General features: G+C 59.1%; 23 protein-coding genes, 1 other RNA gene and 1 pseudogene. 10 read left to right on the forward strand and 15 right to left on the reverse strand.

Translation table 11 applies throughout. The features are described 5' to 3' along the window. Positions 1 to 9: 9 nt before the first annotated feature. Positions 10 to 1,146, reverse strand: coding sequence for an NAD(P)/FAD-dependent oxidoreductase (locus ACZ5BO_RS05345; RefSeq protein ID WP_464698619.1), 1,137 nt, complete (start codon positions 1,144 to 1,146; stop codon positions 10 to 12). A 165-nt stretch (positions 1,147 to 1,311) separates the two neighbouring features. Between ACZ5BO_RS05345 and ACZ5BO_RS05350 the strand changes: the two genes are divergently transcribed. Next, a complete protein-coding gene (locus tag ACZ5BO_RS05350) occupies positions 1,312 to 1,941 on the forward strand; it encodes a helix-turn-helix domain-containing protein (protein WP_464698621.1) in 630 nt (209 codons plus the stop codon). A 254-nt stretch (positions 1,942 to 2,195) separates the two neighbouring features. On the opposite strand, the gene ACZ5BO_RS05355 is transcribed toward ACZ5BO_RS05350, so the two are convergent. Then, on the reverse strand, positions 2,196 to 2,633 hold the full coding sequence (locus ACZ5BO_RS05355) for a GNAT family N-acetyltransferase (protein ID WP_464698623.1): 438 nt from the start codon (positions 2,631 to 2,633) through the stop codon (positions 2,196 to 2,198). A gap of 294 nt (positions 2,634 to 2,927) precedes the next feature. Further along, the gene (locus tag ACZ5BO_RS05360; protein WP_464698625.1) at positions 2,928 to 3,476 is read right to left on the reverse strand and encodes a GNAT family N-acetyltransferase; all 549 of its coding nucleotides are present in this window, start codon (positions 3,474 to 3,476) and stop codon (positions 2,928 to 2,930) included. 156 nt (positions 3,477 to 3,632) lie between these two features. On the opposite strand from ACZ5BO_RS05360, the gene ACZ5BO_RS05365 reads away from it, so the two are divergent. Further along, positions 3,633 to 4,502 (forward strand): helix-turn-helix domain-containing protein, encoded by an 870-nt coding sequence (locus ACZ5BO_RS05365; protein WP_464698627.1) that lies wholly within the window; start codon positions 3,633 to 3,635, stop codon positions 4,500 to 4,502. Positions 4,503 to 4,549: 47 nt separating this feature from the next. Next, positions 4,550 to 4,975 (forward strand): annotated as a pseudogene (locus tag ACZ5BO_RS05370) (helix-turn-helix domain-containing protein); the annotation flags it as partial. A gap of 232 nt (positions 4,976 to 5,207) precedes the next feature. On the opposite strand, the gene ACZ5BO_RS05375 reads toward ACZ5BO_RS05370, so the two are convergent. Further along, on the reverse strand, positions 5,208 to 6,017 hold the full coding sequence (locus ACZ5BO_RS05375; protein WP_464698629.1) for a PIG-L deacetylase family protein: 810 nt from the start codon (positions 6,015 to 6,017) through the stop codon (positions 5,208 to 5,210). Between the two features lie 20 nt (positions 6,018 to 6,037). Further along, positions 6,038 to 6,790: a hypothetical protein gene (locus ACZ5BO_RS05380; protein WP_464698631.1), complete on the reverse strand. Its 753-nt coding sequence runs from the start codon at positions 6,788 to 6,790 to the stop codon at positions 6,038 to 6,040. Between the two features lie 1,216 nt (positions 6,791 to 8,006). On the opposite strand from ACZ5BO_RS05380, the gene ACZ5BO_RS05385 reads away from it, so the two are divergent. Beyond that, the gene (locus ACZ5BO_RS05385; protein WP_464698633.1) at positions 8,007 to 8,927 is read left to right on the forward strand and encodes a LysR family transcriptional regulator; all 921 of its coding nucleotides are present in this window, start codon (positions 8,007 to 8,009) and stop codon (positions 8,925 to 8,927) included. Between the two features lie 129 nt (positions 8,928 to 9,056). On the opposite strand, the gene ssrA is transcribed toward ACZ5BO_RS05385, so the two are convergent. The 7 genes from ssrA to ACZ5BO_RS05420 form a co-directional block, all read right to left on the reverse strand. Next, positions 9,057 to 9,450, reverse strand: a transfer-messenger RNA (tmRNA) gene (gene ssrA / locus ACZ5BO_RS05390). An 88-nt stretch (positions 9,451 to 9,538) separates the two neighbouring features. Next, a complete protein-coding gene (locus ACZ5BO_RS05395; protein ID WP_019095638.1) occupies positions 9,539 to 9,826 on the reverse strand; it encodes a hypothetical protein in 288 nt (95 codons plus the stop codon). A 209-nt stretch (positions 9,827 to 10,035) separates the two neighbouring features. Beyond that, positions 10,036 to 12,846: an FAD-binding and (Fe-S)-binding domain-containing protein gene (locus ACZ5BO_RS05400; protein ID WP_464698635.1), complete on the reverse strand. Its 2,811-nt coding sequence runs from the start codon at positions 12,844 to 12,846 to the stop codon at positions 10,036 to 10,038. Continuing rightward, positions 12,843 to 13,514: a LutC/YkgG family protein gene (locus tag ACZ5BO_RS05405; RefSeq protein WP_464698637.1), complete on the reverse strand. Its 672-nt coding sequence runs from the start codon at positions 13,512 to 13,514 to the stop codon at positions 12,843 to 12,845. Before ACZ5BO_RS05405 ends, ACZ5BO_RS05400 begins: the two co-directional genes overlap by 4 nt. Then, a complete protein-coding gene (locus ACZ5BO_RS05410; RefSeq protein WP_115581575.1) occupies positions 13,514 to 14,968 on the reverse strand; it encodes a LutB/LldF family L-lactate oxidation iron-sulfur protein in 1,455 nt (484 codons plus the stop codon). Before ACZ5BO_RS05410 ends, ACZ5BO_RS05405 begins: the two co-directional genes overlap by 1 nt. Next, positions 14,965 to 15,789 carry a (Fe-S)-binding protein gene (locus ACZ5BO_RS05415; RefSeq protein WP_025131434.1) on the reverse strand — a complete coding sequence of 275 codons (825 nt, stop codon included), beginning with the start codon at positions 15,787 to 15,789 and terminating at the stop codon, positions 14,965 to 14,967. The genes ACZ5BO_RS05410 and ACZ5BO_RS05415 overlap by 4 nt, the downstream gene beginning before the upstream one ends. A 151-nt stretch (positions 15,790 to 15,940) precedes the next feature. Continuing rightward, entirely contained in the window at positions 15,941 to 17,635 is a 1,695-nt protein-coding gene (locus tag ACZ5BO_RS05420; protein WP_025131433.1) for a lactate permease LctP family transporter, read from the reverse strand. 261 nt (positions 17,636 to 17,896) lie between these two features. On the opposite strand from ACZ5BO_RS05420, the gene ACZ5BO_RS05425 reads away from it, so the two are divergent. Then, complete coding sequence (locus tag ACZ5BO_RS05425) at positions 17,897 to 18,664, forward strand: FCD domain-containing protein (protein ID WP_025131432.1); 768 nt, start codon at positions 17,897 to 17,899, stop codon at positions 18,662 to 18,664. An 81-nt stretch (positions 18,665 to 18,745) separates the two neighbouring features. Here the strand turns inward: ACZ5BO_RS05425 and smpB are convergent, their stop codons facing one another. Next, positions 18,746 to 19,228, reverse strand: coding sequence for an SsrA-binding protein SmpB (gene smpB, locus ACZ5BO_RS05430; RefSeq protein ID WP_025131431.1), 483 nt, complete (start codon positions 19,226 to 19,228; stop codon positions 18,746 to 18,748). Between the two features lie 117 nt (positions 19,229 to 19,345). On the opposite strand from smpB, the gene ACZ5BO_RS05435 reads away from it, so the two are divergent. Genes ACZ5BO_RS05435 through ACZ5BO_RS05445 form a run of 3 tightly spaced genes read left to right on the forward strand, consistent with a single transcriptional unit; the run spans position 19,346 to position 21,498 of the window. Further along, entirely contained in the window at positions 19,346 to 20,749 is a 1,404-nt protein-coding gene (locus tag ACZ5BO_RS05435; RefSeq protein ID WP_025131430.1) for a sodium-dependent transporter, read from the forward strand. Positions 20,750 to 20,756: 7 nt separating this feature from the next. Continuing rightward, on the forward strand, positions 20,757 to 21,191 hold the full coding sequence (locus ACZ5BO_RS05440) for a type II toxin-antitoxin system RatA family toxin (RefSeq protein WP_464698640.1): 435 nt from the start codon (positions 20,757 to 20,759) through the stop codon (positions 21,189 to 21,191). Further along, positions 21,184 to 21,498 (forward strand): RnfH family protein, encoded by a 315-nt coding sequence (locus ACZ5BO_RS05445; RefSeq protein WP_464698642.1) that lies wholly within the window; start codon positions 21,184 to 21,186, stop codon positions 21,496 to 21,498. The genes ACZ5BO_RS05440 and ACZ5BO_RS05445 overlap by 8 nt, the downstream gene beginning before the upstream one ends. Positions 21,499 to 21,558: 60 nt before the next feature. Here the strand turns inward: ACZ5BO_RS05445 and ACZ5BO_RS05450 are convergent, their stop codons facing one another. Further along, on the reverse strand, positions 21,559 to 22,086 hold the full coding sequence (locus tag ACZ5BO_RS05450) for an outer membrane protein assembly factor BamE (RefSeq protein ID WP_025131427.1): 528 nt from the start codon (positions 22,084 to 22,086) through the stop codon (positions 21,559 to 21,561). A gap of 98 nt (positions 22,087 to 22,184) precedes the next feature. Between ACZ5BO_RS05450 and fur the strand changes: the two genes are divergently transcribed. After that, positions 22,185 to 22,589, forward strand: a complete 405-nt coding sequence (fur, locus tag ACZ5BO_RS05455; RefSeq protein ID WP_011059185.1) for a ferric iron uptake transcriptional regulator — start codon at positions 22,185 to 22,187, stop codon at positions 22,587 to 22,589. A gap of 94 nt (positions 22,590 to 22,683) precedes the next feature. Here fur and recN read toward each other — a convergent pair whose 3' ends face one another. Next, a complete protein-coding gene (recN, locus tag ACZ5BO_RS05460; protein ID WP_464698644.1) occupies positions 22,684 to 24,357 on the reverse strand; it encodes a DNA repair protein RecN in 1,674 nt (557 codons plus the stop codon). Positions 24,358 to 24,607: 250 nt separating this feature from the next. On the opposite strand from recN, the gene grpE reads away from it, so the two are divergent. Then, entirely contained in the window at positions 24,608 to 25,174 is a 567-nt protein-coding gene (gene grpE, locus ACZ5BO_RS05465; RefSeq protein ID WP_025131425.1) for a nucleotide exchange factor GrpE, read from the forward strand. Positions 25,175 to 25,243 lie beyond the last annotated feature (69 nt).

The raw sequence follows: 25,243 nt of genomic DNA on the forward strand, positions 1-25,243 counted from the left end.
CTGGGTGGGTTAACGCAAGCGAGCGGGGGCCAGGGCCTGGGCATCGACGCCCTGGCTCAGCAGTTCTTCGGGGACCGGGTGGCCCAGCAGCAGGGCGCAGGCCAGTTGCGAGACGCCGGCCGCCGACTGGATGCCGTAGCCGCCCTGGGCGGCGAGCCAGAAAAAGCCTTCGCAGCTGTCGTCCCAGCCCACCACCAGATCGCCGTCAGCGACGAAGGAGCGCAGGCCGGCCCAGCTGTGGCGCGGGCGGCGGATGCTCAGGGAAGTGACGTTCTCGATATGGTAGATGCCAGTGGCGATGTCCAGTTCTTCGGGCATCACGTCCTGGGGCGGCACTGGGTCGGCATTGGCCGGGGAGCCGAGCAACTGGCCGGCATCGGGCTTGAAGTAGAAGCTTTCGTCGATGCCGATCACCGCCGGCCAGCGGCTGAAGTCTTCATCCGGCGGGCCATCGAAAGTGAAGGCGCTGCGCCGGCAGGGTTGCAGGCCGATGGGGGCCACGCCGCATAGCTGGGCCACCTCATCGACCCAGGCCCCGGCAGCGTTCACCAGATTGCGCGCCTGCAGGGAACGGCCATCGCTGAGTGTGAGGTTCCAGTGGCGGTCTTCGCGGCTGGCTTCGACGATGTGCGTGTCGCACTCCAGCTGCCCCCCGGCCCGGCGCATGGCCCGCAGGAAGCCCTGGTGCAGGGCGTGCACGTCCAGGTCCTGGGCGGCGGTTTCCAGCATCGCCCCGGCAACGGCGTCGGGGCGCAGGCAGGGCACCAGGGCCCGGGCCTGCTCGGCCGTGATCAGGCGCACGTTGGCGGAGCGGGCGCGGGTTTCGTCGTAGGTCTGCTGCAACTGGTCCAGCTGTTCCTCGCTGGCGACGTACAGGCAGCCGCGAGGTTCCATCAGCGGGTGTTCGCAGAAACCCTGCGGCGGCCGCTGGTAGAAAGTCCGGCTGGCGCGAGTCAGGGCCTGGATCTGCGGAGTGCCGTAGGCCTCCATGAACATCGCCGCAGAGCGCCCGGTGGAGTGATAGCCCGGCTGCGATTCACGTTCCAGCACCAGCACGCTGGCCTGCCCGGCCAGCCGATAGGCCAGGGAAGCACCGGCAATACCGGCGCCGATGATGACGAAGTCGAAGCATTGGGTGTCGTGCATGCCGGGGTTCCTGAATCGCTGGAAAATGACAAAGGTTAAAATTCTCACATACGAGAAATGTAAGATATGAGAATTTTCCAGTCAACCCGGGGTCCTGGGTTAATATTTCGCCACGTGCCCCGGCCAGCGTCGCGGTTACCCTTATTTGCCTGACAGAGAGCCCCAATGAGTTCCGACCGAGCCCAGCCCGCCTCGAGCTCCCACGCCCATCCACTGATCGACCGAACCCAGGTTGGCGCCCGCCTGCGGACCATTCGCAAAAACCAGAAGCTGACCCTCAAACAGCTCTCGGAACGCTCCGGCGTCGCGCTGTCGACCCTGTCGAAAATGGAACTGGCCCAAGTCTCGGTCAGCTACGAAAAACTCGCCGCCGCGGCCCGCGCCCTGGGCGTCGACATTGCCCAGCTGTTCACCCCGGCGCCGAACCTGATCCAGACCGGCAGCGCCCAGGTGCAACCGACCGTGGTCAGCACCACCATCGCCGACGCCCCCGGCTACAGCACCGGCAACTACGACTACCATCCCATGGCCGGCGACTTCCCCGGACGCAGCATGACCCCCATGTACGCGCGGATTTTCGCCCGCGAGCTGCAGCAGTTCGAGGACTACATCCGCCACCCCGGGCAGGAATTCGCCCTGGTGCTGTCGGGGCGGGTGCGGATTCAGTTCGAGACCGGAGAGGCCGTGAGCATCGGCTCGCAGGAGACCGCCTACTTCAACAGCAGCATTGGCCATATCTACCTGGCGGAAGGGGATGAGGATGCGGAAGTGATGGTGGTGATGTCGGAGCGCTGACGCCCCTGATCATCCAGCAACAGCGCGACAGGTCCAGCTGCCGCGCCGTGCTGTCGTCGAGCGTTTGCGCACGTTGGGCAGTAATGCCATGTCGATATGTGCGTCCCTGGCGGTGTAGAGGATGGTCACGCGCTCACTGTCTAAGTACCGCGTCGGGAAAAGTTTGCGTGGCATAGGGCTTTCGGAATTAAAAGCGATTGGAGCTGAAGGTAATCAGAGCTGTTGTGCAAAGCTCGGATTGTATTTGGCGCAGTTCAAATTCTGATCCTCGCCAGCATATCTTCGCCGTCTGCATCCATACCAACCTCGACAAACCCGAAACTGGAGTAAAACCCTTTAGCTACGATGTTGTTGGGGTTGTAGCAAATTTCAATTTCTTGCAAATCTGCGATCTGTTTTATTTCATGTAGGGCGAGGCCCAGCGCTACTCTACCGATGGATTTCTGCTGATGTTGTTTGTCCACCATAAAGCGCCAGATAGAAACTTTGCCTTTCGACTCTCGCACCCACATAAAAAAGCCTACAGGCTCTCCATCCGCGATTATGGCTCGTGTGAAGTAACCTGGGTTGTACGCAGCCTCAACGAGCGACCAGGTATTACTTGCCACGTAGTCTTCCTGCTCTTCAGTGACCTCCAGTTCACAAATCGCCTCATAATTTTCTTGGGTTATTGGGGTAAGTGAGATTTTCATAAGGTCTCCTCAACTGGGGTGTTGATAAGGCTCAATTAACTTTCACGGGCATTCAGTTCTTCCTGCGCCTACGCCAGCAGCGCGGCGAAAAGTTCGGCGCTGGCCTGCGGCAGGCTTCGCACTCTAGCTGTTGCAGTTCGTGGCAGTGCTGGGGCAGCGGGGGATTCCGGCTAGCTCTCCGTGCAGCTCCAAGTAAGGTTTGCATTCCTCTCTGGCGTTCGTGCGGTATACGTTGTCACCCGGCTGGGTCCGTCGGTCGTTGCCGCCGTACACCGGTATCTTCGGTCTGTGTCCTTACTCTTTTGTATGGTCCAGCCATTCTTGGTAGGTGATACGGCTAATGTGTTCTGTCCGATAGTCTTGGAGGAACTGGTTGTATTTGTTTTCTTCCGTGTGATGAAAGCGAAAGCCACACTTCGATTGAGCAGCATAGGACTGGATGTTGTTGGCGAAGTAACCACACCAAAGTGCTTTGAGATTCAGGTTTTCAAAGGCGTGTCGCATCACTTCACGTACCGCTTCCGGAATCAGGCCTTTGCCCCAGTACGGCACGCCGATCCAGTAGGCGATTTCCCCTTCCTGCTCACTGATTTCAAAATTGCTGTTGCTGCCTATGAGAATGCCCACACAACCAACAGCACGACGATTTTCCTTCAATTCGACCGCGTACACCTCGGGGTGATTGAAGACCGTACGGATGATATCGGCACTGTTCTCCACACTGGTGTGGGGGGGCCAGCCTGCGATGGGACCGACTCGGACGTCTTTGGCATATTCGTATAGGTCGGCGGCGTCTGCGTCCTGCCAGGGGCGCAGCAAGAGTCGTTCTGTTTTAAGTGTCATGTCCTGTACCCGAATGGATTGGTTCGTTCGGGACAGAGTATTGGGAGTCAGATCATCGGTACACGCCAGTACCTCGGCGTTTTCGGTACTTTTAGAAACAGCTACGCCAAGCGGTGATACGATTTTGGCTCTTGTTTGTTCTAGCGCTGGGTCACTATGCATCACATTCCGAAACTTTCCGCTCCTGACGACTCGATGCCGATGGGCGAGACCACGCTAGCGGAAGGGCAAGGTTTGCCGCTCTCCTTCGGCCATGCTTACTTGACGTTGCTGGTATGCCTCTGCGGTAGTGCCCACTTCACGCTTAACTTCAAAGAGCATGCGGTTAGGCGCGGTGATTTGATGCTGCTGGCTGAGGACACTATTGCCTTGCTCAAACGTCGCTCGCGCCGCTTCAAGGTGTTTTTCTGCCTCATGCCGAAAAGTTTTGCAGCGGAGGTTGCCTACCCGCTACCCAATACCTTGTTCGTATTTCTGCATGACCATCCTCATTGCACTCCATCCAAGGACGACATGCCGCTGATCGAGGGATGGGTGACGCAGATGCGGAACATTGCGCAGACCTGTCCCACTTACCAACGCATCATGTTGCGCAATCAGCTGCAGAACCTCTTTCTGAAAATAGCCGAGCAACTTCCAGCCAACCAGATAGAAAACAGGGGATTCAGCCGGAAGGAAATGCTCAGTTGGCGCTTCTGGGAATTGATAGGCAAACACTGCATCCGCCACCGAGATGTGAAGTTCTACGCCGACGCACTGAATATCACGCCGTTCTACCTGTCGCAGTTGACCAAAGCGTTTTTCAATGACACTCCCAAGGGGTTGATCGATCGGCAGGTAACCTTGGAGATCAAGGCTCTTCTTTCATACAGCGACTTGGCCATTGGCCGTGTGGCCGACGAACTGAACTTCGTCGATGCGTCTTACTTGTGTCGCTACTTCAAGCGCCAAACGGGAATTTCGCTCTCCCGTTATCGTAAGCACAAGAGAGAGGAGAGAGGTAGGACTGACCTGCAATCGAAATAGAGAATGGAAGGCGCACTAGGGAAAAGGTTTCACTCCTAGATACAACACTGATTCCAGCACGCCATCGGTTGTCCATAGGACGAAGCCAATTTCATCAGAAGCTGACCCTACAACAGCTCTCGGAACGCTTCGGCGTCGCACTGTCGACCCTGTCGAAAATGGAGCTGGCCCAGGTCTCGGTCAGCTACGAAAAACTCGCCGCCGCGGCCCGCGCCCTCGGCGTCGACATCGCCCAGCTGTTCACCCCCGCGCCGAACCTGATCCAGACCAGCAGCGCCCAGGTGCAACCGACCGTGGTAAGCACCACCATCGTCGACGCCCCTGGCTACAGCACCGGCAACTACGATTACCACCCCATGGCCGGCGACTTCCCCGGACGCAGCATGACCCCCATGTACGCGCGGATCTTCGCCCGCGAGTTGCAGCAGTTCGAGGATTACATCTGCCACCCCGGGCAGGAATTCGCCCTGGTGTATGCTGAAGTTTTTGGGTGACTCACTGGTGCTCCAGAAATTTGGTGCGACAGCAGCGTGTAAAGTGAGTCACCTTCACAAAAGTTATTTATCTGTGTCTCTCTGTATAAAGCTTCATATAACTCCCTGTGGAGAAACAAGGTTGCATGCTAATGGCGGCTCTGAAATGACGCAGCGATAGAGGCTGTGAAATGGAACGCCTGATAAATGAGCCGGTAATGATGTTTTGTTTTTAGTTGTTGTTTTGTTTATCAAGGGCTTTATGTGCGGGAGTGGCTCGTGTGTGGCGCTTTTTATGCAATTGTTCGATGGAGTTACGCATGGTCGGCCAATCGAGAAAGGCGCGTCGTTCGTAATACAACGGCTGCTGGTGCGGAGGTTGATCCAGTCGTTGTCTGTTTACAGGTTGCAAATATTGAGCACCCTGGAATAGATAATGGCTGCTCACAAACGGGAATAAGCCGAGCCAAGTACGCCACTGAGAGGGATAGGAGAGGCATAGTCTTATATATCGAAGGCGATTTCGCCAAGCAATCGGCTGTCGTTCAATAGGGCCATTTTCCGGAAGTGGTGACAGTACACGGAAAAAAGGACCAAGGCAGTTCCGAGCATTATAAAGTGAATATTGCCAGATTTTTGGCGTGTTTGTGCGTGCCATGAGTGATTCAACGACTATAGCGTGCAGCAGATCATGATCAGGATGACCGCCTTCCCAAGCAGGCACAAAACAGGCTTGTATAGTTGGGTGTTCGTTGATGAAGCAATCAACCCAGTCTGCCAATACGGCAACATGGTTATGCAGTTGACCATCACCGATTGATAACTGACGACCTATGAATAGAATGTCACGGGCTTCAATGCCTAGCTTTTGAAGGACCGCTAAAGACTCACGATCCCGACGATTCGAGTCGGCGGTGGCAGCACCATCGGTGACGTAAATACAGCGCACCCACTGGCCTGTGCTTAGTTCGTGTTCAATTTGGTGAAATACCCCAAACTCGTCATCTTGGTGGGCCATAAAAAATATAGAAGCTGATCTCATGCACTGATCTTCCCTGGGCATCAAGGTATATCGATTGTTTCGAGGTTGAGGAAGCTTATTTTTTTCAGGAAAGCATTGTTCCTTTCCTTGTTATCGGTAAGGAATCTGTAACCAAAACTTCTAGGTTCGAATAGAAAACCAGGTACTTTTATAAAGAAAGCTCCAGGTCGATAGGCTGACAGTGTAATCACAAGTCCAGGGCTAGAAGAGTACAAACCATCCCTGCCGAGGAGATTCGCCAGGAAAGGTTTCTTTCTGGTAAACCAGCCGTCGGCTGGCCTTGCCAGTTTCCATAGACCATTTTCTTTGGTTGGTTTTCTGAGGAGGCGCCAGAAAAATGGAATTGCTACATATAGGTGAAGGTTTCCATTAAGGGTCCAACCCAGGCCTCGTTCCCGTATTTTTCTAATGTTGTTGTTGGGGTAGCCACAAACTACATATATATCCTCCTCAAGAAAAGATTTGTATAGCCGTTTCCCAAGGATTACAGATGAGCCTTTTTGGGTTCCATCGGACATGGTATCTGTAGAAAGAAAAACAGCGGAGTCTTCGTGGCTTAATCTTAGACCGCAATACGCTGCTACCATGGTGCCATTTTTTATGGAGTAGCAAATTCTTGAGTCGTTTAATTGGTATTTTTGAAATACACGACTGGCATTTTTATCGGAGCCTCCGAAACACCTCTGGAATAATGATATCCATTGCGAAGTGAAAACTTCGGAAAAATCACTACCCTTGCTTATATAAATTCCGTCGTCCAATGAAAAGCTCATATGGCACATTGCTCCTTTTTAGTCTTTAGTAACTTTCTTTTCTCAAGCGCGAGTAGATAACATCGCCGGCTATTGTGAGCGGGGCTGGCAAGGCCGATGCCGTCGTTAGAAACATAAAGAAGTGCACTGCTCACGAATGACTCCGGATGAGCAGAAATCATGCAAGCAATCGTTTCAAGTGAAAAAATGGAAACTGTTCTGCAACTAGGACTTTGAAATTGTTTTCTTGCCTATCTTTAGGCGCGCTTAAGAATCTGGAGTAAATTTTGCACGTTTCCACTATTAGCCCTCCTAGGTTTTTATAGTGGCAATCACCAATGGTCTTGCTTGATCCGAATATTATAAGATTCATTGATTTTACTTAAAAAATTAATTATGGATCTTGCCTGTTGGTGTTGTTGCTCCAGCTTAAAGTTTTCCTTGCAGGTAAACTCTTGCATTAAGCGGCGCAGAAATTTCCTCATCATAAACTGCGGGAAAAGGCGCGTCATCCTATTTGCCCTCCAATCTCCAGCATCTTGTTCCATTTTCAGTGCCGCAGAAGGCATTGAAAATCTAGGCTTCACCCTCTGCTGGGCCGTGAGGGCGTCTCGAAACCTATTCGCAACTGTCCAGAGTAGTCTCCTCAAGACGAAAGACCGAGTGTATCGGACTGCCCAGTCGCCGATGGGGCTGATAGGTGCGATCAAACAGCCCACCCTGCAATCTTTGCCTCTCTTATTGGAGCACTGCAGGCTTGGCGCTTCTGCGAGCAGCTAATTCTCAGACGTAAGCGCCATATATCCAGACATGCTCATCGACTGGCCAAATCGGCTAAATGTAAATCTTTGGATTGAAGCCTACAAATTGTTTGAGCAAGTTCGGCTCTTCTTTATTGATGATGGCCCATCAACCGCCCTAGTGCAGGGTGTTTAGTGGGTGGTTGCCACAATGCGGTAAGCACCTTCAACCCAGATGCCTGTAGCAGCGCCACCAAGTAGACCTGTCTAGCTATGGCAAAGTGACAGCGTTGAAGTCTCCGCGTGACGGCGTCGAGGAGTGTGCCGCTGTAGTGCTAGCCCTTACTTCTAGCCAGGCCAGCTTCATGACCGGGCAGGTTCTTTGGAGGCCACATTGGCGGGTCGTGAATGGATACAGTGGAGTTGACGAGTTGGATACCGGCAGCGGTATAACGATGTTCTGAAAACACCCGTTGATGACAACAAGAGGTGGCTCGATGCTAGGCAACCTGACCGATATTGACCTGCGCATGTTGCGGATCTTCTGCACCATCGTGGAGGCCGGCGGCTTCACCGCGGCGCAGGTGCGCCTCAATACCAGCCTGTCGCGCCTTAGCGTGTTGGTCCGGGACCTGGAGGTGCGCCTGGGCTATTCGCTGTGCAAGCGCGGCAAGAGTGGGTTTCAACTGACCGAAGAGGGCGAGGAGACTTACGCCGCCGCGCAAGAACTGTTCAGTAACATCGGCCAGTTTCGCCAGCGAACCGCGGTGCTGAATGGCCGCCTGCGTGAGTCGTTGCATATTGGTACGGTGGACAGTCTCCTCTCCATCGATCACAGCCCGTTGCCGGCGGTCATTGCGCGTATGCGAAAAGCCTTGCCGGAGATCCATGTCAATCTTCATGTCATGCGGCCCGATGAACTCGAGCAGGCCGTCTTGGAAGAACGCCTGCAAGCGGCCATTGGTGCCTTTCACCACCGTCTTTCCGGGCTTCATTACCTGCCATTGTTCGAAGAGGAGCAGAATCTCTACTGCGGCGAACACCACCCGTTCTTCCTGCGTTCGGATTCAAGCGTGAGCGTTGAAGAACTCAGTGCGGCGGACTATGTCGACCGTGGTTACGTGGCTGAAAATCGCCGCCCGGGCGAATTGCAGTTCGCCAATTCCGTGGGGGCTTTTTCCATGGAGGCAATTGCCTTGCTGCTGTTTTCCGGCACCTACATAGGCTACCTGCCGACCCACTTCGCGGCGGCCTGGGCTGAGCGCGGCAAGCTGCGCCCGATCATGCCGGAGCGCCTGGCCTATGGCTCGGCATTCCATTGCATCACTCGCCAGGGACTGGAGCAGAAAGCGTCTATGACGGAGTTTCTCGATACGTTGACGTTACACTGCCGGACGCATTTGGGAACTGGTTGTTGATGTGTTTGTTCTGGCGATGAGGGGGGGCAGCACTGGCTAACTGAAAGCCGGCGCCCGACGGGAGGTTTTCACCGGGCACAAAAAAGGCACTTGCGATAAACGCCAAGTGCCTGATTTGTAACGCTTGTTTGGTGGAGCCGGGGGGATTTGAACCCCCGTCCGCCAGTACTCCGCTGTCGGTACTACATGCTTAGCCGTGTCTATTGAGTTAACCCTCAGCGACCCGACGGGCAGGGTGCTTTGGGCGAGTTGTGTAAGTTTTAGCCGCTTCGTCCACAACGTACTGCACGGCGATTCTGTTCTATATGACAATCACTTTGGGTTTACAGACATCCCCTGGTGATTGCTGGACCCGAAGGTACCAGAAGGGAAGGGCTAAGGCTGCTTACGCAGCGAGAGCGTATTCCCCGTAGGTTTCGTCATTGGCAACTATAGGAAGTTGCAACAGTGGATTTACGAGTTCTGTTACCAACTCGGCATGCACCTAAAGTTTCGCAACCGGCGTCGAATCCTAAACGGCCCCGAACCTGTTGTGCATAACCAACAGGTGAACAGAGTCTACGCTAACCGAGGCCAGAAGGCCAACCCGAAGGTTGGCCTTCAGCGGCCGCTTACTGATCGCCCTTGGTATTGTTCTGCAATTTCTGGATCGCCTGGGTGGTCAGGGAGATGCAGTTCTTGGTGCCTTGCTCGGTGCCCTTGGCCTGTTCGGCGGTGGCTTGCTGCACCGTGGCGTCGATGTCGCTGCTCAGGTCCGAGCTCATGGCTTCGGTGCTGACCTTGGCATCCTTGATCTTTTGCAGGTTGATCTGGCACAGGTCCTCTTGCCCGGCAGCAAACACCGGGGAGGCCAGCATCGCGGCGGTAATGAACAGTCCAGCCAGTGCGGAACGCTTCATGGTTATCTCCTTGATCGCGGGGGCTCGGTGCTGCCGGTCAACAGGGCCGGCTGCCGAGTGGGGCTAAGCCCTTTTTGCGGGCCTAGAAAATGGACTGTAGCCGTGCGCTGGGGTTCTGTTTTTTTTTCGAAGAAATGAAAAAGCCAGGGGCGCCTTCTGCCAGGCACAAGAAAGGGGCGAAAACGCCCCTTTTTTCCCGGATCGATGGCTCAGACCACCTTGGCCCGGGTCACCCGATCCACCAGGTACACCAGCCCGTGATAGTCGATCCCGCCATGCTGGCTGAGGCCGATTTCACAAGTGCGGCTGGTGGAGATGCCTTCGCTGCAATACTGCACCGCATCCTTGAGGCTGCGCAGGGAGTGGGCATTGAGCTCCGGGGTGGTGAAGCCCTTGTCGCCGGCGAAACCACAACAGTGGATGCCTTCAGGGATCACCACGTTGTTGCTGCAACGCCGGGCCAGTTCGATCAGCGCCTGGCTTTCGCCCAGGTGCTGGGTGCTGCAGGTGACGTGCACCGCGATGGGCGCTTCTTGCGGGGTGAACTCCAGGCGCTCCAGCAGGTGGGTGCGGATGAAGCGCACCGGGTCGTAGAGGTCCAGGCGTACATCCCCCAGGTCCTGCACCAGGCGCAGGGTGCAGGGGCTGGTGTCGCAGTAGATCGGGTCGAGGCCGCCACGGCTGGCGTGGAGCAGGGCGCCGATCAGTTCCTGGCGCTTGTCTTCGGCTTGGGTGGCGTAGCCCTTGGAGGCGAACGGCTGGCCGCAACAGAGGTTGTCCAGGTTGTCCGGCAACACCACTTGGTAGCCGGCCTTTTCCAGCAGGCCGCGGGTCTTCTCGTAGAGCGAGCTCTGTTCCTTGTCCCCCGCCGCCGGCCCCATGACCCGGGACACACAGGCCGCCAGGTATACCACCCGCGGGCGCGCGTCGCTGACGCTCGGGCTGAAGCGGATGGCCTTTTCCGGCTGCGGCATGGCGTTGTTCCACTGCGGCACCTGGCCCTTGGACAGTCGCGTCAGGCTCGCCGACAACTTGCTCAGGCGTGGTGCCCCCAGGAGCATGCGCGCGCCGTTGGCCACGTGCAGGGTGAAGCGCGCGCCCTGCAAGGTGGTGGCGAAGTGCGAGCCGAGCCAGTCGGCGGTGCCGTTGTGGGTGGCGTGTTCACTGCGCAGCTTCTTCACCAGCTCACCGGTGTTGATGCCCACTGGGCAGCGCTGGGCGCACAGGCCGGTGGCGGCGCAGGTGTCGATGCCCTGGTACTGATAAGCCGCCTCCAGCTCGGAGGTGTCGATGCCGGCCCGTTTGCGTGCCTGGATATCACGCCAGATGACGATGCGCTGGCGCGGGCTCAGGGTCAGCCCCTTGGACGGGCACACCGGCTCGCAGAAACCGCACTCGATGCACTTATCCACAATCTCGTCGGCCGCCGGCAGCGGCTTGAGGTGCTTGAGGTGGATCTGTGGGTCTTCGCTGAGCACCACGTCCGGGTTGAGGATGGCGTTGGGGTCCAGCAGGCGCTTGAGCTGCCACATCAACTGGTAGGCGTCGCTGCCCCACTCCAGCTCGACGAAGGGCGCCATGTTGCGCCCGGTGCCGTGCTCGGCCTTCAGCGAGCCGCCGAACTCCACCGCCACCAGTTGCGCCACGTCGTCCATGAACGCCTGGTAGCGATTCACTTCCTCGCTGCTGTTGAAGCCCTGGGTGAAGACGAAGTGCAGGTTGCCCTCCAGGGCGTGGCCGAACAGGATCGCTTCGTCGTAGTGGTGCTTGTCGAACAGCTCGATCAGGCGATTGACGCCGATGGCCAGCTGTTCCACGGGGAAGGTCACGTCTTCGATGATCACCGTGGTGCCGGTCTTGCGCACCGCGCCCACCGCCGGGAAGGTGTCCTTGCGGATCGCCCAGAGTTTGGCGTTTTCCTGCGGGTCTTCGCTGAAATCCACCTGCTTTTCCACCGGGAAGGCGGCCAGGGAACTCATGATCTGCGCGAGTTGCTCGTGCAGCAGCGACGAGGACGCAGCGCGGGATTCGATCAGCAGCGCGCAGGCGTTGGCCGAGAGCTGTTGGACGAAGGCTGGCATGCCGGGCTTGTCCTGCACCGAGCGCAGGCTGCGGCGGTCCAGCAGTTCCACCGCCGACACCGGCTGGCTCTTGAGCACGGTCACCGCGTTGCAGCAGGTGTCCACATCGGGAAAGACGATCAGCGCCGAGGCCTTGTTCGGGTGGTCGATCACCGTGTCGTAGGTCACCGCGCTGATAAAGCCCAGGGTGCCCTCGGAACCCACCAGCAGGTGGCTGAGGATCTCCAGCGGTTCATCGAAATCCACCAGGGCATTGAGGGACAGGCCGGTGGTGTTCTTCAGCCGGTATTTGTGGCGGATCTTCGCCGCCAGCTCGCTGTTGGCGCGGGTGCTGCGGCCCAGTTCGGCCAGGCGCTCCAGCAACGGGCCATGGCTGGCGCGGAAGGCGCTGACGCTGGCGGCGTCCTCGGTGTCCAGGCGCGTGCCATCGGCCAGTACCAGACGGATGCCGGCCAGGGTGTGGTAGGTGTTCTGCGCGGTGCCGCAGCACATGCCGCTGGCATTGTTGGCGACGATGCCGCCGATCTTGCAGGCGTTGATCGAGGCCGGGTCGGGGCCGATCTTGCGCCCGAAAGGCGCCAGCCAGGCATTGGCCTGGGCGCCGATCACCCCGGGTTGCAGGCGGATCTGCGTACCCTGGTGGCGAATCTCCTTGCCGTTCCAGTTATCCCCCAGCACGATCAGCACCGAGTCGCTGATGGCCTGCCCGGAAAGGCTGGTGCCCGCGGCGCGGAAGGTCACTGGCACCCGGTCACGCTGGGCCAGTTGGAGCAGGGCGACCACTTCATCTTCGGATTCGACGCGGATCACCAGCTTGGGGATCAGTCGGTAGAAGCTGGCATCGGTGCCGAAGGCCAGGGTCGAGAGCGGGTCGTCGAAACGCCGCTCCTGAGGGATCAGTTGCTGGGCATCACGCAGAAAAGCGGCCGGTAGGCTCATTGGTCCTCCAGGATCAGCACCACCAGGTCTTTCGGGCCGTGGGCGCCGTAAGCCAGGACTTGCTCGATATCCGCGGTCTTCGATGGGCCGGACACCAGCAGCGCGTTGGTCGGCATGCCGGCGGCCCAGTTCATCTGTTGCTGCACCTGATAGAAGTTGTCGCGGATCTCACTGGCCTTGAGCAGGGCGAAATGCACCGGCGGCACCAGGCTCATCAGCCGCGGCTCTTCCCGGGTTGGCCACATGATCAGGCTGCCGGTGGCGGCGATAGCCCCCAGGGTGCCGGTGAGGCTGGCCGGGGTGTCGTTGAACAGCTCGGCTTTCCATTCTTCCACCGGCCGGTCGTAGGCCTTGAGCGCCGGCAGTTGCGGGTGCTCGGCCCAGTACTGGGTGACCCGCTGGCCGTGGGGCGTGCTCGGGGCGATCAGCAGGCTGGGCAGCTGGCGCTCCTGCAGCAGGCGAGCCAGCAGCTCTGGCCAGGCGGCCTCGGTGCTCAGGTGGATTTCGGTGTGCACCGCCTCCATCTGTTTACGCAGTTGCGGGATGCGCTGTTCAGCCGTGTAGGTGTAGGGCTCGGTAACCAGCGCCTCGTCAAAGTTATCCACAATCGGCGTGGTGCCGGTCAGGCTGTTGCGCAGCTTGGCGAGGATCTTGTGTTTCGCGCTCATCAGCGGTCTCCCTGCTTGTCCAGGTGCTCACGGGCCAGGTCATGCAGCGACCGGGCGGCGGGTTTCGGCGCGCTGTGGTTTTGCGTCCAGGGGCCGACCTTGCTCGGGGTGAGGGCGCGCAGCCGGGTGGCCGCCAGGGTGAACAGGCGATACAGGGTCGGCGAGCTGTTGAGGCGGGCCCAGGCGTTCCAGATGAAACGCTCCTTGCGCGAGTACTTGCTGCCCTGGCCGCGCATCACTTGGTGGGGGCTGTCCGGGGCCTTGACGTTCTCTTCCCGCAGGCGTCGCAGCAGCGCCGGGATCGGGATCTTCACCGGGCACACTTCGCCACAGGCGCCGCACAGTGACGAGGCGCTGGGGTGGTCCGGTACCTTGGCCAGGCCGACCATGTGCGGGGTGATGATCTTGCCGATCGGCCCCGGGTAGACCTCGCCGTAGGTGTGGCCGCCGACCCGGGTGTAGACCGGGCAGTGGTTCATGCAGGCGCCGCAGCGGATGCAGTTCAGGGTCTGGCGCAGTTCGCTGTCGGCAAACGCTTGGCTGCGGCCGTTGTCCAGCAGCACCAGGTGCACTTCCTGGGGGCCGTCCAGCTCATGCTCTTTGCGCGGGCCGGAGATCATGTTGACGTAGGTGGTGATGGGCTGGCCCAAGGCCGAGCGGGTCAGCAGCGACAGCAGCGGGACCACGTCCCGCAGGTTCTCGACGACTTTCTCGATCCCGGTGACGGCGATGTGCACCGGCGGCACGGTGGTGGACATGCGCCCGTTGCCTTCGTTTTCCACCAGCAGCAGGGTGCCGGTCTCGGCCACGGCGAAGTTGACGCCAGAGACGCCGATATCGGCTTCGAAGAATTTCTGCCGCAAGACCTTGCGACCGATCTGAATGAGTTGGTCAACGTCCTTGGTGTACTCCACGCCGAGTTTGTCGTGGAACAAGGACGCGACCTGACCGGCATTCTTGTGGATCGCCGGCATAATGATGTGTGAAGGCTTCTCGTGGTCGAGCTGGACGATGAACTCGCCCATGTCCGACTCAAGGCATTCAATGCCTTGTTCAGCGAGGACATGGTTCATTTCCATCTCTTCGCTGACCATCGATTTGCCCTTGATCACTTGCCGCGCCTCGTGAGCGCGGATGATCGAGAGGACGATGCCATTGGCCTCGTCCACCGTTTCCGCCCAGTGCACTGTCACACCGTTGCGGGTCAGGTTCTGTTCCAGGCGCTCGAGCAAGTCGGGCAGCTTGGACAACGCCCGGGCGCGAATCGCGTTGCCCAGGGCGCGCAGGTGTTCTCTTTCGTGGGCATCGCTGAACGAGGCCGCACGCTTGGCCATGAGTGAATCCATGGCACTGCGAAAGTTGTTTCGCAGTTGCTTGTCACCCAGGGCCTGGTGGGCCCGGGTACGAAAATCGTCCGCCACCGTAGTGGTCGGAATCAGCTCTGGGGTGCTCATTGCGCACCTCCAGTCCGTTGCCAGAGGAAGCTCGCCAGGTGCTGGCCGCGCAATGCCTCTTGCTGTTTCTCCAGGGCGCCGTTGATGTTCATCAGGCAGCCGCAGTCGGCACTCAGTACCTGGTGGGCGCCGGATTCCTTCAGCGCGCGGGTCTTGTCCGCGACCATGGCGCCGGAGATGTCCGGCATTCGGACGCTGAAAGTCCCGCCAAAGCCACAGCATTCGCTTTCGTGGCTGTGTTCTACCCGTTCCACGTTGCTCAGCTGTGACAGCAACTCACGGCCGTGCAGGTGGGTGTTCATTTCCCGACGTGCCGAGCACGAGGTGTGCAGCGCCACCTTGACCGGCGCGCCGCTGTCCTTGAGTTGCACCTTGCACACGTGCAGCAGGAACTCGGCCAGCTCATAGGTGCGGGCGGCCAGGGCCTGCACCTGTTGCAGGGTTTCGGGCTCGTCCTTGAATAAGTCCGCGTAATGCTCGCGCAGCATGCCTGCGCAGGAACCCGACGGCACCACCACCGGATAGTCACCGGCAAACAGCGCCAGTTGCGAGCGGGCCACGGTGCGCGCCTGCTCGGTGTAACCCGAGGTGTAGGCCGGTTGTCCGCAGCAGCTTTGCCCTTGCGGGTAGTCCACGCGAATGCCTTCGCGCTCCAGCAGGTGAATCGCGTCCATCCCGGCTTCGGGATAGAACAGGTCGACCACGCAGGTGCCGAACAGGTAGACCCGCGACGGTTTCGTGCTGGGGTACTGCCGGGGTTCGGCCAGCGGCGGTGCGACACGGGTCGCATTGGGCACGGCGTTGTAGAAAAGCTCGCTCATCAGGCGTGTCTCCGGGTGGTCCCGGTTATTCGTCCGTCGAGGCGGCTGAAAGATAAACCAGCAAGCTTTCAGCAGCCTTGCAGACCGGGTGGTGAATGACTGACGCCGCGGGTGAGGGCGGCGTCGGTTCCATCGGTGTCGCAGGTGTTGCTTAGTGCACCAGCATGCCGGTGAACCAGTAGGCCTGGGCCAGGGTGATCAGACCGACAATAGTGGCAAAGAACAGACTGTGCTTGAGGGTGAAGCGGAACAGGTCCGATTCCTTGCCCACCAGGCCGGTGGCGGCGCAGGCTACGGCGATCGATTGTGGCGAGATCATCTTGCCGGTCACGCCGCCGCTGGTGTTGGCCGCGACCAGCAAGGTGTCATTGACCCCGATCTGGTGCGCGGTGGTGGCCTGCAGCGAGCTGAACAGGGCGTTGGACGAGGTATCGGAACCGGTGAGGAACACTCCGAGCCAGCCCAGGAACGGCGAGAAGAACGGGAACGCCGCGCCGGTGGCCGCCAGAACCAGGGCCATGGTCGAAGACATGCCCGAGTAGTTGGTGACGAAGGCGAACGCCAACACCATGCCGATGGACAGGATCGGCCAGCGCAGCTCGTAGAAGGTCTCTTTCAAAGTGGTCAGACCAGTTTTGAAATTGATCTTCAGCACCAGCATGGAGATCAGCGCCGAGAAGAAGATCGCCGTGCCGGTGGCCGAGATCGGGTCGAGCTTGAACACCGCAGGGATGGCCGTTGGCGTGGTCACGATCGGCGCCATCTTGATCACCATCTGGTCCAGGTGCGGGATGGCGAAGTTGAATACCCAGGCGTACATCGAGCCGCCGGCGGCGAACATCGCCTTGAAGGGCTTGAGGGTCCAGATGGTCACCAGCACGGTGAGGATCAGGAACGGCGACCAGGCCTTGAAGATCTGGCCCAGGCTGTAGGGCGAGGCCTGGGTCTGGCGTGGCTGGCCGAAACCGCCGGCGCTGGCGGTGATGGCGACGCCGGAGGTGGCGCCGGCAATCTGCGCGCCGGCGGTGCGCTTGGGCTGCCAGATTTTCAGGAACAGGGTCAGGGAGATCAGGCTGGCCAGGGCCGAGGTGATATCCGGCAGTTCCGGGCCGATGAAGTTCGAGGTGAAGTACTGGGTGACGGCGAAGCTCAGGCCGGCTACCAGCGCGGCTGGCCAGGTTTCTTTGACACCGCGCATGCCGTCCATCATGAACACCAGCCAGAACGGCACGAACAGCGACAGCAGCGGCAGCTGGCGGCCGGTCATGGCGCCGATCTTGAAGGCGTCGATGCCGGTTACCTGGCCGGCGACGATGATCGGAATCCCCAGGGCGCCGAAGGCCACCGGCGCGGTGTTGGCGATCAGGCACAGGCCGGCGGCGTACAGCGGGTTGAAGCCCAGGCCCACCAGCAGGGCGGCGGTGATCGCCACCGGTGCGCCAAAGCCCGCCGCTCCTTCAAGGAAAGCGCCGAAGCAGAAGCCGATCAGTAGCACTTGCAGGCGCTGGTCGTCGGTGATCGACAGCACCGAGCTGCGGATGATTTCAAACTGGCCGCTCTTCACGGTCAGCTTGTAGAGGAACACGGCGGCGACAATGATCCAGGCGATGGGCCACAGACCGTAGGCAAATCCATAGCCAGCGGCAGCGAGGGCCATGTCGGCGGGCATCTGGAAGGCGAAGATCGCCACCAGGATCGACAAGGCCAGGGTGATACTCCCGGCGACGTGTCCTTTGAGGCGGAACACGGCCAGAGCCAGGAAGAAGAACACGATCGGGATGACGGCGGCGAGGGCGGACAGGCCGAGGCTGCCAAGCGGGCTATAGAGCTGTTGCCAGGTTTGCATAATGGGGTGGCCCCTAATTGTTGTTGGTCAGGCACTGCTAGCGTCTTGGTTAATTGGTAATACCAATTTACAATCGCTGTTGGCTAGGGTAAAAGCCTTGTGCTCGGTGTGTCAATTTGCCGCCCTAAAACTTTTGTCGAATGCGCTATGTGGCGGCCATCTGATGGGTACAAATGGCTGCGTTCTGCCAGGTGTTGGCGCGCCGTGAATAGGCCAGAATAGAGCCCCCCGGCGAAGGGTCGGGAGGGTGGAGAGTGAGTGATGGGCTTTGATCAGATACGCCAGCGCCGTTTGTCCGACGATATCGTCGAGCGGCTGGAAGGGATGATTCTCGAAGGTACCTTGAAGGCCGGTGAGCGGCTGCCTGCCGAGCGCGCCTTGGCCGAGCAGTTCGGTGTCTCCCGGCCCTCACTGCGCGAGGCGATCCAGAAGCTCACGGCCAAGGGGCTGCTGATCAGCCGCCAGGGTGGTGGCAACTATGTGGTGGAATCCCTGGGCTCGACCTTCAGCGATCCGTTGCTGCACCTGCTGGAAAACAACACCGATGCCCAGCGCGACCTGCTGGAATTCCGCCATACCCTGGAAGCGTCCTGTGCTTATTACGCGGCGTTGCGGGCGACGGCGGTGGATCGCGAGCGGCTGACTCAAGCCTTCGAGGAGTTGCAGGATTGCTACTCACGTTCCGACGATGTCAGCCGTATCGAGGAGGGGGCGGCGGATGCCAAGTTTCACCTGGCAATTGCCGAGGCCAGCCACAACGCGGTGTTGCTGCACACCATTCGCGGGCTGTTCGACCTGCTCAAGCGCAACGTGGTGACCAACATCGGCGGCATGTACAAGCAGCGTACGGAAACCCGCGACATGCTGATCAGTCAGCACCGCGACCTGTACCAGGCGATTATCGAAGGGCGAGCCGAAGAGGCGCGGGAAATCTCCAGCCGGCACATTCTCTATGTGCAGGAAGTGCTGGAAGAAGTGCGTCAGGAAGTGCAGCGAGTGGCCCGGGCCGAACGGCGCAAGGGCATATAAGGCAAATCGCCGGCAAGCGAGCTTCTACCAGGGTGTTGTAGGAGCCGGCTTGCCGGCGAAAGCGACCTCAAGGCAGGAAGATCAGTCTTCCTTGCCCTTGGTCCGCACCGCACGCTGCAGTTCGCGATCGGAATCGCGCTCGCGTTCGGTATGGCGCTTGTCGTATTCCTTCTTGCCCTTGCCCAGTGCGATTTCACACTTGATCAGGTGCTTGCTCCAGTAGAGCGAAAGGCATACGCAGGCGTAACCCTTCTGCTGCACGGCGGCAAACAGCTTTTCCAGCTCACGCTGGTTGAGCAGCAGCTTGCGCGAGCGCGTCGGGTCGGCGATGACGTGGGTGCTGGCGGTGGTCAATGGCGTGAAGTGGCTGCCGAGCAACCAGGCTTCACCATCCTTGAGCAGCACATAACTGTCGACCAGCTGTGCCTTGCCTGCACGCAGACTCTTTACTTCCCAGCCAGCCAGGACCATGCCGGCCTCGAACCGATGTTCGATGAAGTAATCGTGTCGCGCCTTTTTGTTTTGCGCGATGGTCCCTGTTGGGTGTTTCTTCTGTTTAGCCATAGGGGCGGCATTATAGGGAGTTGCGCGCGCGTCGGCTACGGTGACGCAGCGTGCTTGAGCAGGTTGATTGAATCCCGGACAATGCGGCCTCTTTTTTTTCGGTTGGGCGTGTTAACGATGTCGACAGACAGGGTCTCTGTCCACGGCGGCTGGGCAAGCCGCTGGGTCTTTATACTCGCTGCAACTGGTTCGGCCGTGGGCCTGGGGAGCATCTGGAAGTTCCCCTACATGGTTGGCGTCTATGGCGGTGGCGCTTTTGTCCTGGTGTTTCTGGCGTGCATTGCGCTGATCGGTTTGCCGGTGATGCTGGCGGAAACCCTGATCGGCCGGCGCGCGCGCCAAAGCCCGGCGAATGCCTTGAAGGTGCTGGCGCTCGAGGCGGGGCACTCGGCCAAGTGGTCCTGGGGCGCCTTTGCCGGAATGATCACCGCATTGCTGATTCTCTCCTTCTATAGCGTAGTGGGTGGCTGGTCCCTGGACTACATCATCGACATGGGGCGCGGCGATTTTCAGGGCGTTACGGCGGATCAGGTCGGGGCTTATTTCTCTGCGGTGACGGCGGATCCCTGGCGCCTGACGCTGTGGCACACCCTGTTCATGCTGTTGTCGGCCTGGGTGATTGCCAAGGGAGTCGTGGCTGGGCTTGAGCGCAGCCTGCGGATCATGATGCCGCTGCTGTTCGTGATGCTGCTGGTGCTGCTGGGCTACAGCATGACCACCGGGCACTTCATGCAGGGCCTGCATTTCATGTTCGATTTCAGCCTGGACCGGCTGCTGGACGGATTGCTGCCGGCCATGGGGCATGCGTTCTTCTCCCTCAGCGTGGGGGTCGGCTCGATCATGATCTACGGCGCCTACATGCCCAAGCATTCGTCCCTGTCCGGCACTGTGGTGGGGGTGGCGCTGCTGGATACCTTCGTTTCCCTGGTGGCAGGGATGGCGCTATTTCCCATCGTGTTTGCCGCAGGCCTGAACCCCAGCGAAGGGCCCGGGCTGATGTTTATCAGCCTGCCCTTTGCGTTCGGCAATGTGGCGTTCGGCCAGCTTATGGGCGTAGTGTTCTTTATCCTGGTGGCGATTGCGGCGTGGAGTTCGGCCATCTCCCTGCTGGAACCGATGGTGGCTTATCTCGTCGAGAAGACTAAAATCCGCCGCGGCTGGGTGACATTCTGGCTGGCGTTCAGCTGCTGGTTCGTGGGATTGGGGACGGTGTTCTCCTTCAACATCTGGCAGCAGGCGAAATTTTTCGTGAACGATGGTGGCGTTTTTCACCTCTACCGGTGGGGCGCGGCCGGCGGTCTGGACTTCTTTGGCGTGATCGACTTCTTCACCTCGCGGATCATGTTGCCTCTTGGCGGTTTGTGCTTCGTGGTATTTGCAGGTTGGGTGATGGGCCGTGAGGCAGTTCGTGATGAACTGTCGCTACGTAGCCCGCTGTTATTCGCTCTGGCCTTGTTTTTGATGCGCTATGTGGCGCCCGTCGGCATTCTTGTGGTGTTTGCCGCCCAGTTGTGGAAATGAAGCTCACATGACGACCCATATTCAACGTTCGGCCCTGCTGCCTTATCCGGCGCAATTCCTGTATGACCTGGTCAATGATGTGGCTCGGTACCCGGAATTTCTGCCTTGGTGTTCTTCGGCTGAAGTGCTGGAAAGCAGTGACGAGCGGATGCGTGCCAGTTTGGCAGTGGCCAAGGGTGGAATGAGCCAGCGCTTTGTCACGCGCAACAATCTGGTGCCGGGGCAGTCGATCGAGATGAACCTGGAAGAAGGGCCATTCAATCAGTTGCACGGTGTGTGGGTGTTCAAGCCGCTGGGTGAAAAGGCCTGCAAGATCAGTCTCGACCTGTCCTTCGACTACGCGGGCCCCTTGGTCCGTGCGACCTTGGGGCCGCTGTTCAACCAGGCGGCGAATACCCTGGTGGATGCGTTTTGCCAGCGGGCCAAGCAACTGCATGGCTGAGTCGCTGATTGCCATCGAGGTGGTCTACGCGGCGCTCGATCGCCAGTTGCTGGTCAGTGCGCAGGTGCCCCAGGGTTCGACCCTGCGTGGGGCGTTGCTGGTCTCATCTATAGGGGAGCGGTTTCCCGAGCTGGATCTGGCGACCTGTCCCGTGGGGATCTTCGGCAAACAGATCGCTGAGCCTGAGCAACATTTGCTCCAGGCGGGGGATCGAATCGAAATCTATCGTCCGTTGCTGGCCGACCCGAAAGAGGTTCGACGTTTGCGTGCGCTCAAGGCGGCGGAGGCGCGCAAGCGCGAGCAGTGATGGATTGCGACAGGCAATAAAAAGCCCGGGTATGCCCGGGCTTTTTTATTTCGCCACAATTTATTCTGGCGAAGTGTCCAGCGGTTCCGGCGTCGGTACTGGAACGGTTTTCACGCCGTCCACATCCTTCTGGATTTGGTCCAGCAGCGAGCCAGGCTTGGCCGGCTTCTCTGCTTTTGGCTTCTCGACGTTCTCGGCAGGCGCGTTGACAGTATTAGCGCTGTCCTTGCCCAGCAGGGCTTCGTCGCGGCTTACGCCGGGCATGAAGTCGCCGGCCAAGCTGACCAACTGGTCGTTGCCGTTGAAGATCAGGCTCACGCGTTCCTGTTGGCGTTCACCGCCACCAGGCTGCAGGCTGTAGAGATAATCCCAGCGATCGGCATGGAACGTGTCGGTCAGCAGAGGGTTGCCCATGATAAACCGTACTTGCCGTCGGGTCATTCCGGGGCGCAACTGGTCTATCATGTCCTGCGTGACGACATTGCCCTGCTGGATGTCGATTTTGTAAACCCCGGGGAATGAACAACCGGCGAGTGCGAGCAGTCCCACGAAGGTGAAACTGGTTAGCAAGAGCTTGGTGTTTTGCATCGGTGGGCGACTTCCACTATCTTGGCTGGGACAACGTAAACCCCGATCATACCCGCATTAAGAGAAGCTGCGAAGCAGCATCGGCGAGAAAGCTGACCATGGTTGAAAATAGCGAACTACGTAAAGCCGGCCTCAAAGTGACTCTGCCACGAGTCAAAATTCTACAAATGCTCGATTCCACCGAGCAGCGGCACATGAGCGCTGAGGATGTCTACAAGGCGCTGATGGAAGCTGGTGAGGATGTGGGTCTGGCCACGGTTTACCGTGTACTGACTCAATTCGAAGCAGCCGGACTGGTGGTGCGCCATAATTTTGATGGCGGTCACGCTGTATTCGAACTGGCGGATGGCGGTCACCACGACCATATGGTCAACGTGGAGTCTGGTGAAGTGATCGAATTCTTCGACGAAGAAATCGAAAAGCTTCAAAAGGCGATTGTCGAAAAGCACGGTTTCGAGTTGGTGGATCACAATCTTGTGCTGTATGTGCGCAAGAAGAAGTAAGCCCCTCACGCGACGTTTATCGTCGTGAAACGATCGAAGGCGGCCCTAGGGTCGCCTTCGTGTTTTGTGCCTATATAAAAGAAGCGCCGAAGGCTCAGGCCTTGGCGGTCACCACCATTTTCTTGGCGTGGGCCAGGGACTCCTTGGTCAGGTCGATGCCGCCGAGCATCCGCGCCACCTCCTCGACCCTCTCATTCTTGCCCAGCTTGGATACCGCGGTATGCGTGGCATCGCTGCCTCGCACCTTGTGTACGAACAGGTGCTGGTGCCCCTGGGCGGCGACTTGCGGCAAGTGGGTCACGGTCAATACCTGGCCACGTTCGCCAAGGCGGCGCAGCAACTGGCCGACGATCTCGGCTGTCGGGCCGCCAATCCCCACGTCCACTTCGTCGAACACCAATGTGGGAACCCGCGAGGTCTGCGCGGTGATGACCTGGATCGCCAGGCTGATACGTGACAGCTCACCCCCGGAAGCGACTTTCGCCAGGGCCTTGAGCGGTTGCCCGGGGTTGGCACTGACCAGCAGTTCCACCTGCTCCAGGCCGTTGGGCAGCAATTCATCGCTGCTGTTGGCGCGCAGTTCGATGGTGAAACGCCCGCCGGGCATGCCCAGGCGCTGGATTTCCTGCTCCACCGCGCTGGCCAGGCTGGTCGCGGCTTGCTGGCGCAATTGGCTCAGCTCCTGGGCTTTCTCCTGATAGTGACGAGCGAAGGATTGCAGCTCTTCGCCCAGTCGTTCGATGGATTCGTCATTGGCGTCCAGAGTCTCGATTTCATCCAGCAGGGTTTGCTGCATGGCGGCGAGTTCGAAGGGCTGGATGCGATGCTTGCGCGCCAGGGTATAGATGGCGTCGAGGCGTTCTTCGAGCTGTTGCAGGCGTGCCGGATCGGCGTCGAAGTGGTCGAGGAAGCGATTCAGCTCGCCCATGGCTTCTTCGACCTGGATCTGCGCGCTGGCCAGCAGGTTGGTGGCCTCGCCCAGGGAGCCGGATGAGTTGCCGATGCTCGACAGGCGGTTGAGGCTGACGGTCAGAGCATTGAGGACGTTGCCTGAATCACTTTCGCTGCATTGCTCCACCACCTGGCGGCAGATGCCCAGCAGGGTTTCGGCGTTGGTCAGGTTCTTGTGTTCCTGCTCCAGCTGTTCGAGTTCGTTTTCCCCCAGGCCGAGGTTCTCCAGTTCTTCCAGCTGGTAGCTGAGCAACTGGTGACGAGCGCGTTGCTCATCGCCGGAGTTGGACAGGCGCTCCAGCTCCTGGCGGGTCTGGCGCCAGCGTTGGGCGGCCAACTGAACCTGGCGGGCGAGATCGGTGGCGCCGGCATATTCATCCAGCAGGCGACGATGGGTATCGGTCTTGAGCAGTGACTGGTGCTCGTGCTGGCTATGGATATCGATCAGCAGCTCGCCCAGGGCCTTGAGATCGCCAAGGGGGCAGGGCGTACCGTTGATATAGCCGCGGGAACGTCCTTCGGCAGTAATGACCCGGCGCAGGATGCATGGGCCATCGCTATCGAGGTCACGCTCGGCCAGCCAGGTGCGGGCTTCGGGGATATCCGCCAGATCGAAGGTGGCGAGGATGTCGGCCTTGTCGGCTCCTGGTCGTACCACGCCACTGTCGGCACGATCGCCCAGGGTCAGGCCGAGCGCGTCGAGCATGATCGACTTGCCGGCGCCGGTTTCGCCGGTAATGACGCTCATCCCGCGATCCAGTTCCAGATCCAGGTGTTCGACGATGGCGTAATTATGTACGGACAGGTGCACCAACATTAAGGCCGCTCCCAAACTAGATGTCTGGTTATTTATACAGTGTTTTGTTTCTGCCTGACAATGCTTTCCCTTAGCTCGATTCGCTTGGCTGTCTTGGGTTTTTAGTGCGTTCGAGCATGTCTGTTGAGCGGGTTTCCATGCCGCTGATGAGTTTTGCCACGGTTGCGGACTTGAACCCTGAAAATGCGACCCCATATAGCTGGGCAGAAGAGTGAGCCCGGCTCACAGACGATATTGAAAGGAGAATTTCATGGCTGACGAACAGACGCTGGATACGCAAAATCTAGACGCCAATCAGGCTCCCGAGGCTTCGGGTGAAGACCTGGTGGCTCGTGTACAAGTGCTCGAAGAGCAACTGGCTGGTGCGCAGGATCAGGCTTTGCGTGTTGCGGCCGATCTGCAGAACGTCCGCCGCCGCGCCGATCAGGACGTGGAGAAGGCCCACAAGTTCGCTCTCGAGAAGTTTGCCGGCGACCTGCTGCCGGTGATCGATAGCCTGGAGCGCGGCCTGGAGTTGTCGAATCCGGATGACGAAAGTATTCGTCCGATGCGTGAAGGCATCGAGCTGACCTTGAAGATGTTCCACGACACCCTCAAGCGTTATCAGCTGGAAGCCATCGATCCTCATGGTGAGCCGTTCAATGCTGAACAGCATCAGGCGATGGCCATGCAGGAAAGCGCGGATGTCGAGCCCAATAGTGTTCTGAAGGTGTTCCAGAAGGGCTATCAGCTCAATGGTCGCCTGCTGCGCCCGGCCATGGTCGTGGTCAGCAAGGCGCCTGCACCGGTTTCGCCTTCGATTGACGAGAAGGCTTGAAAACGGCTGTAGAGCCCCCATTTATCAGTCAAGCGTTTAAGTGCTACCGCAGTTTGCCACCACAGCTGC

Source organism: Pseudomonas sp. FFPRI_1 (assembly GCF_055384485.1).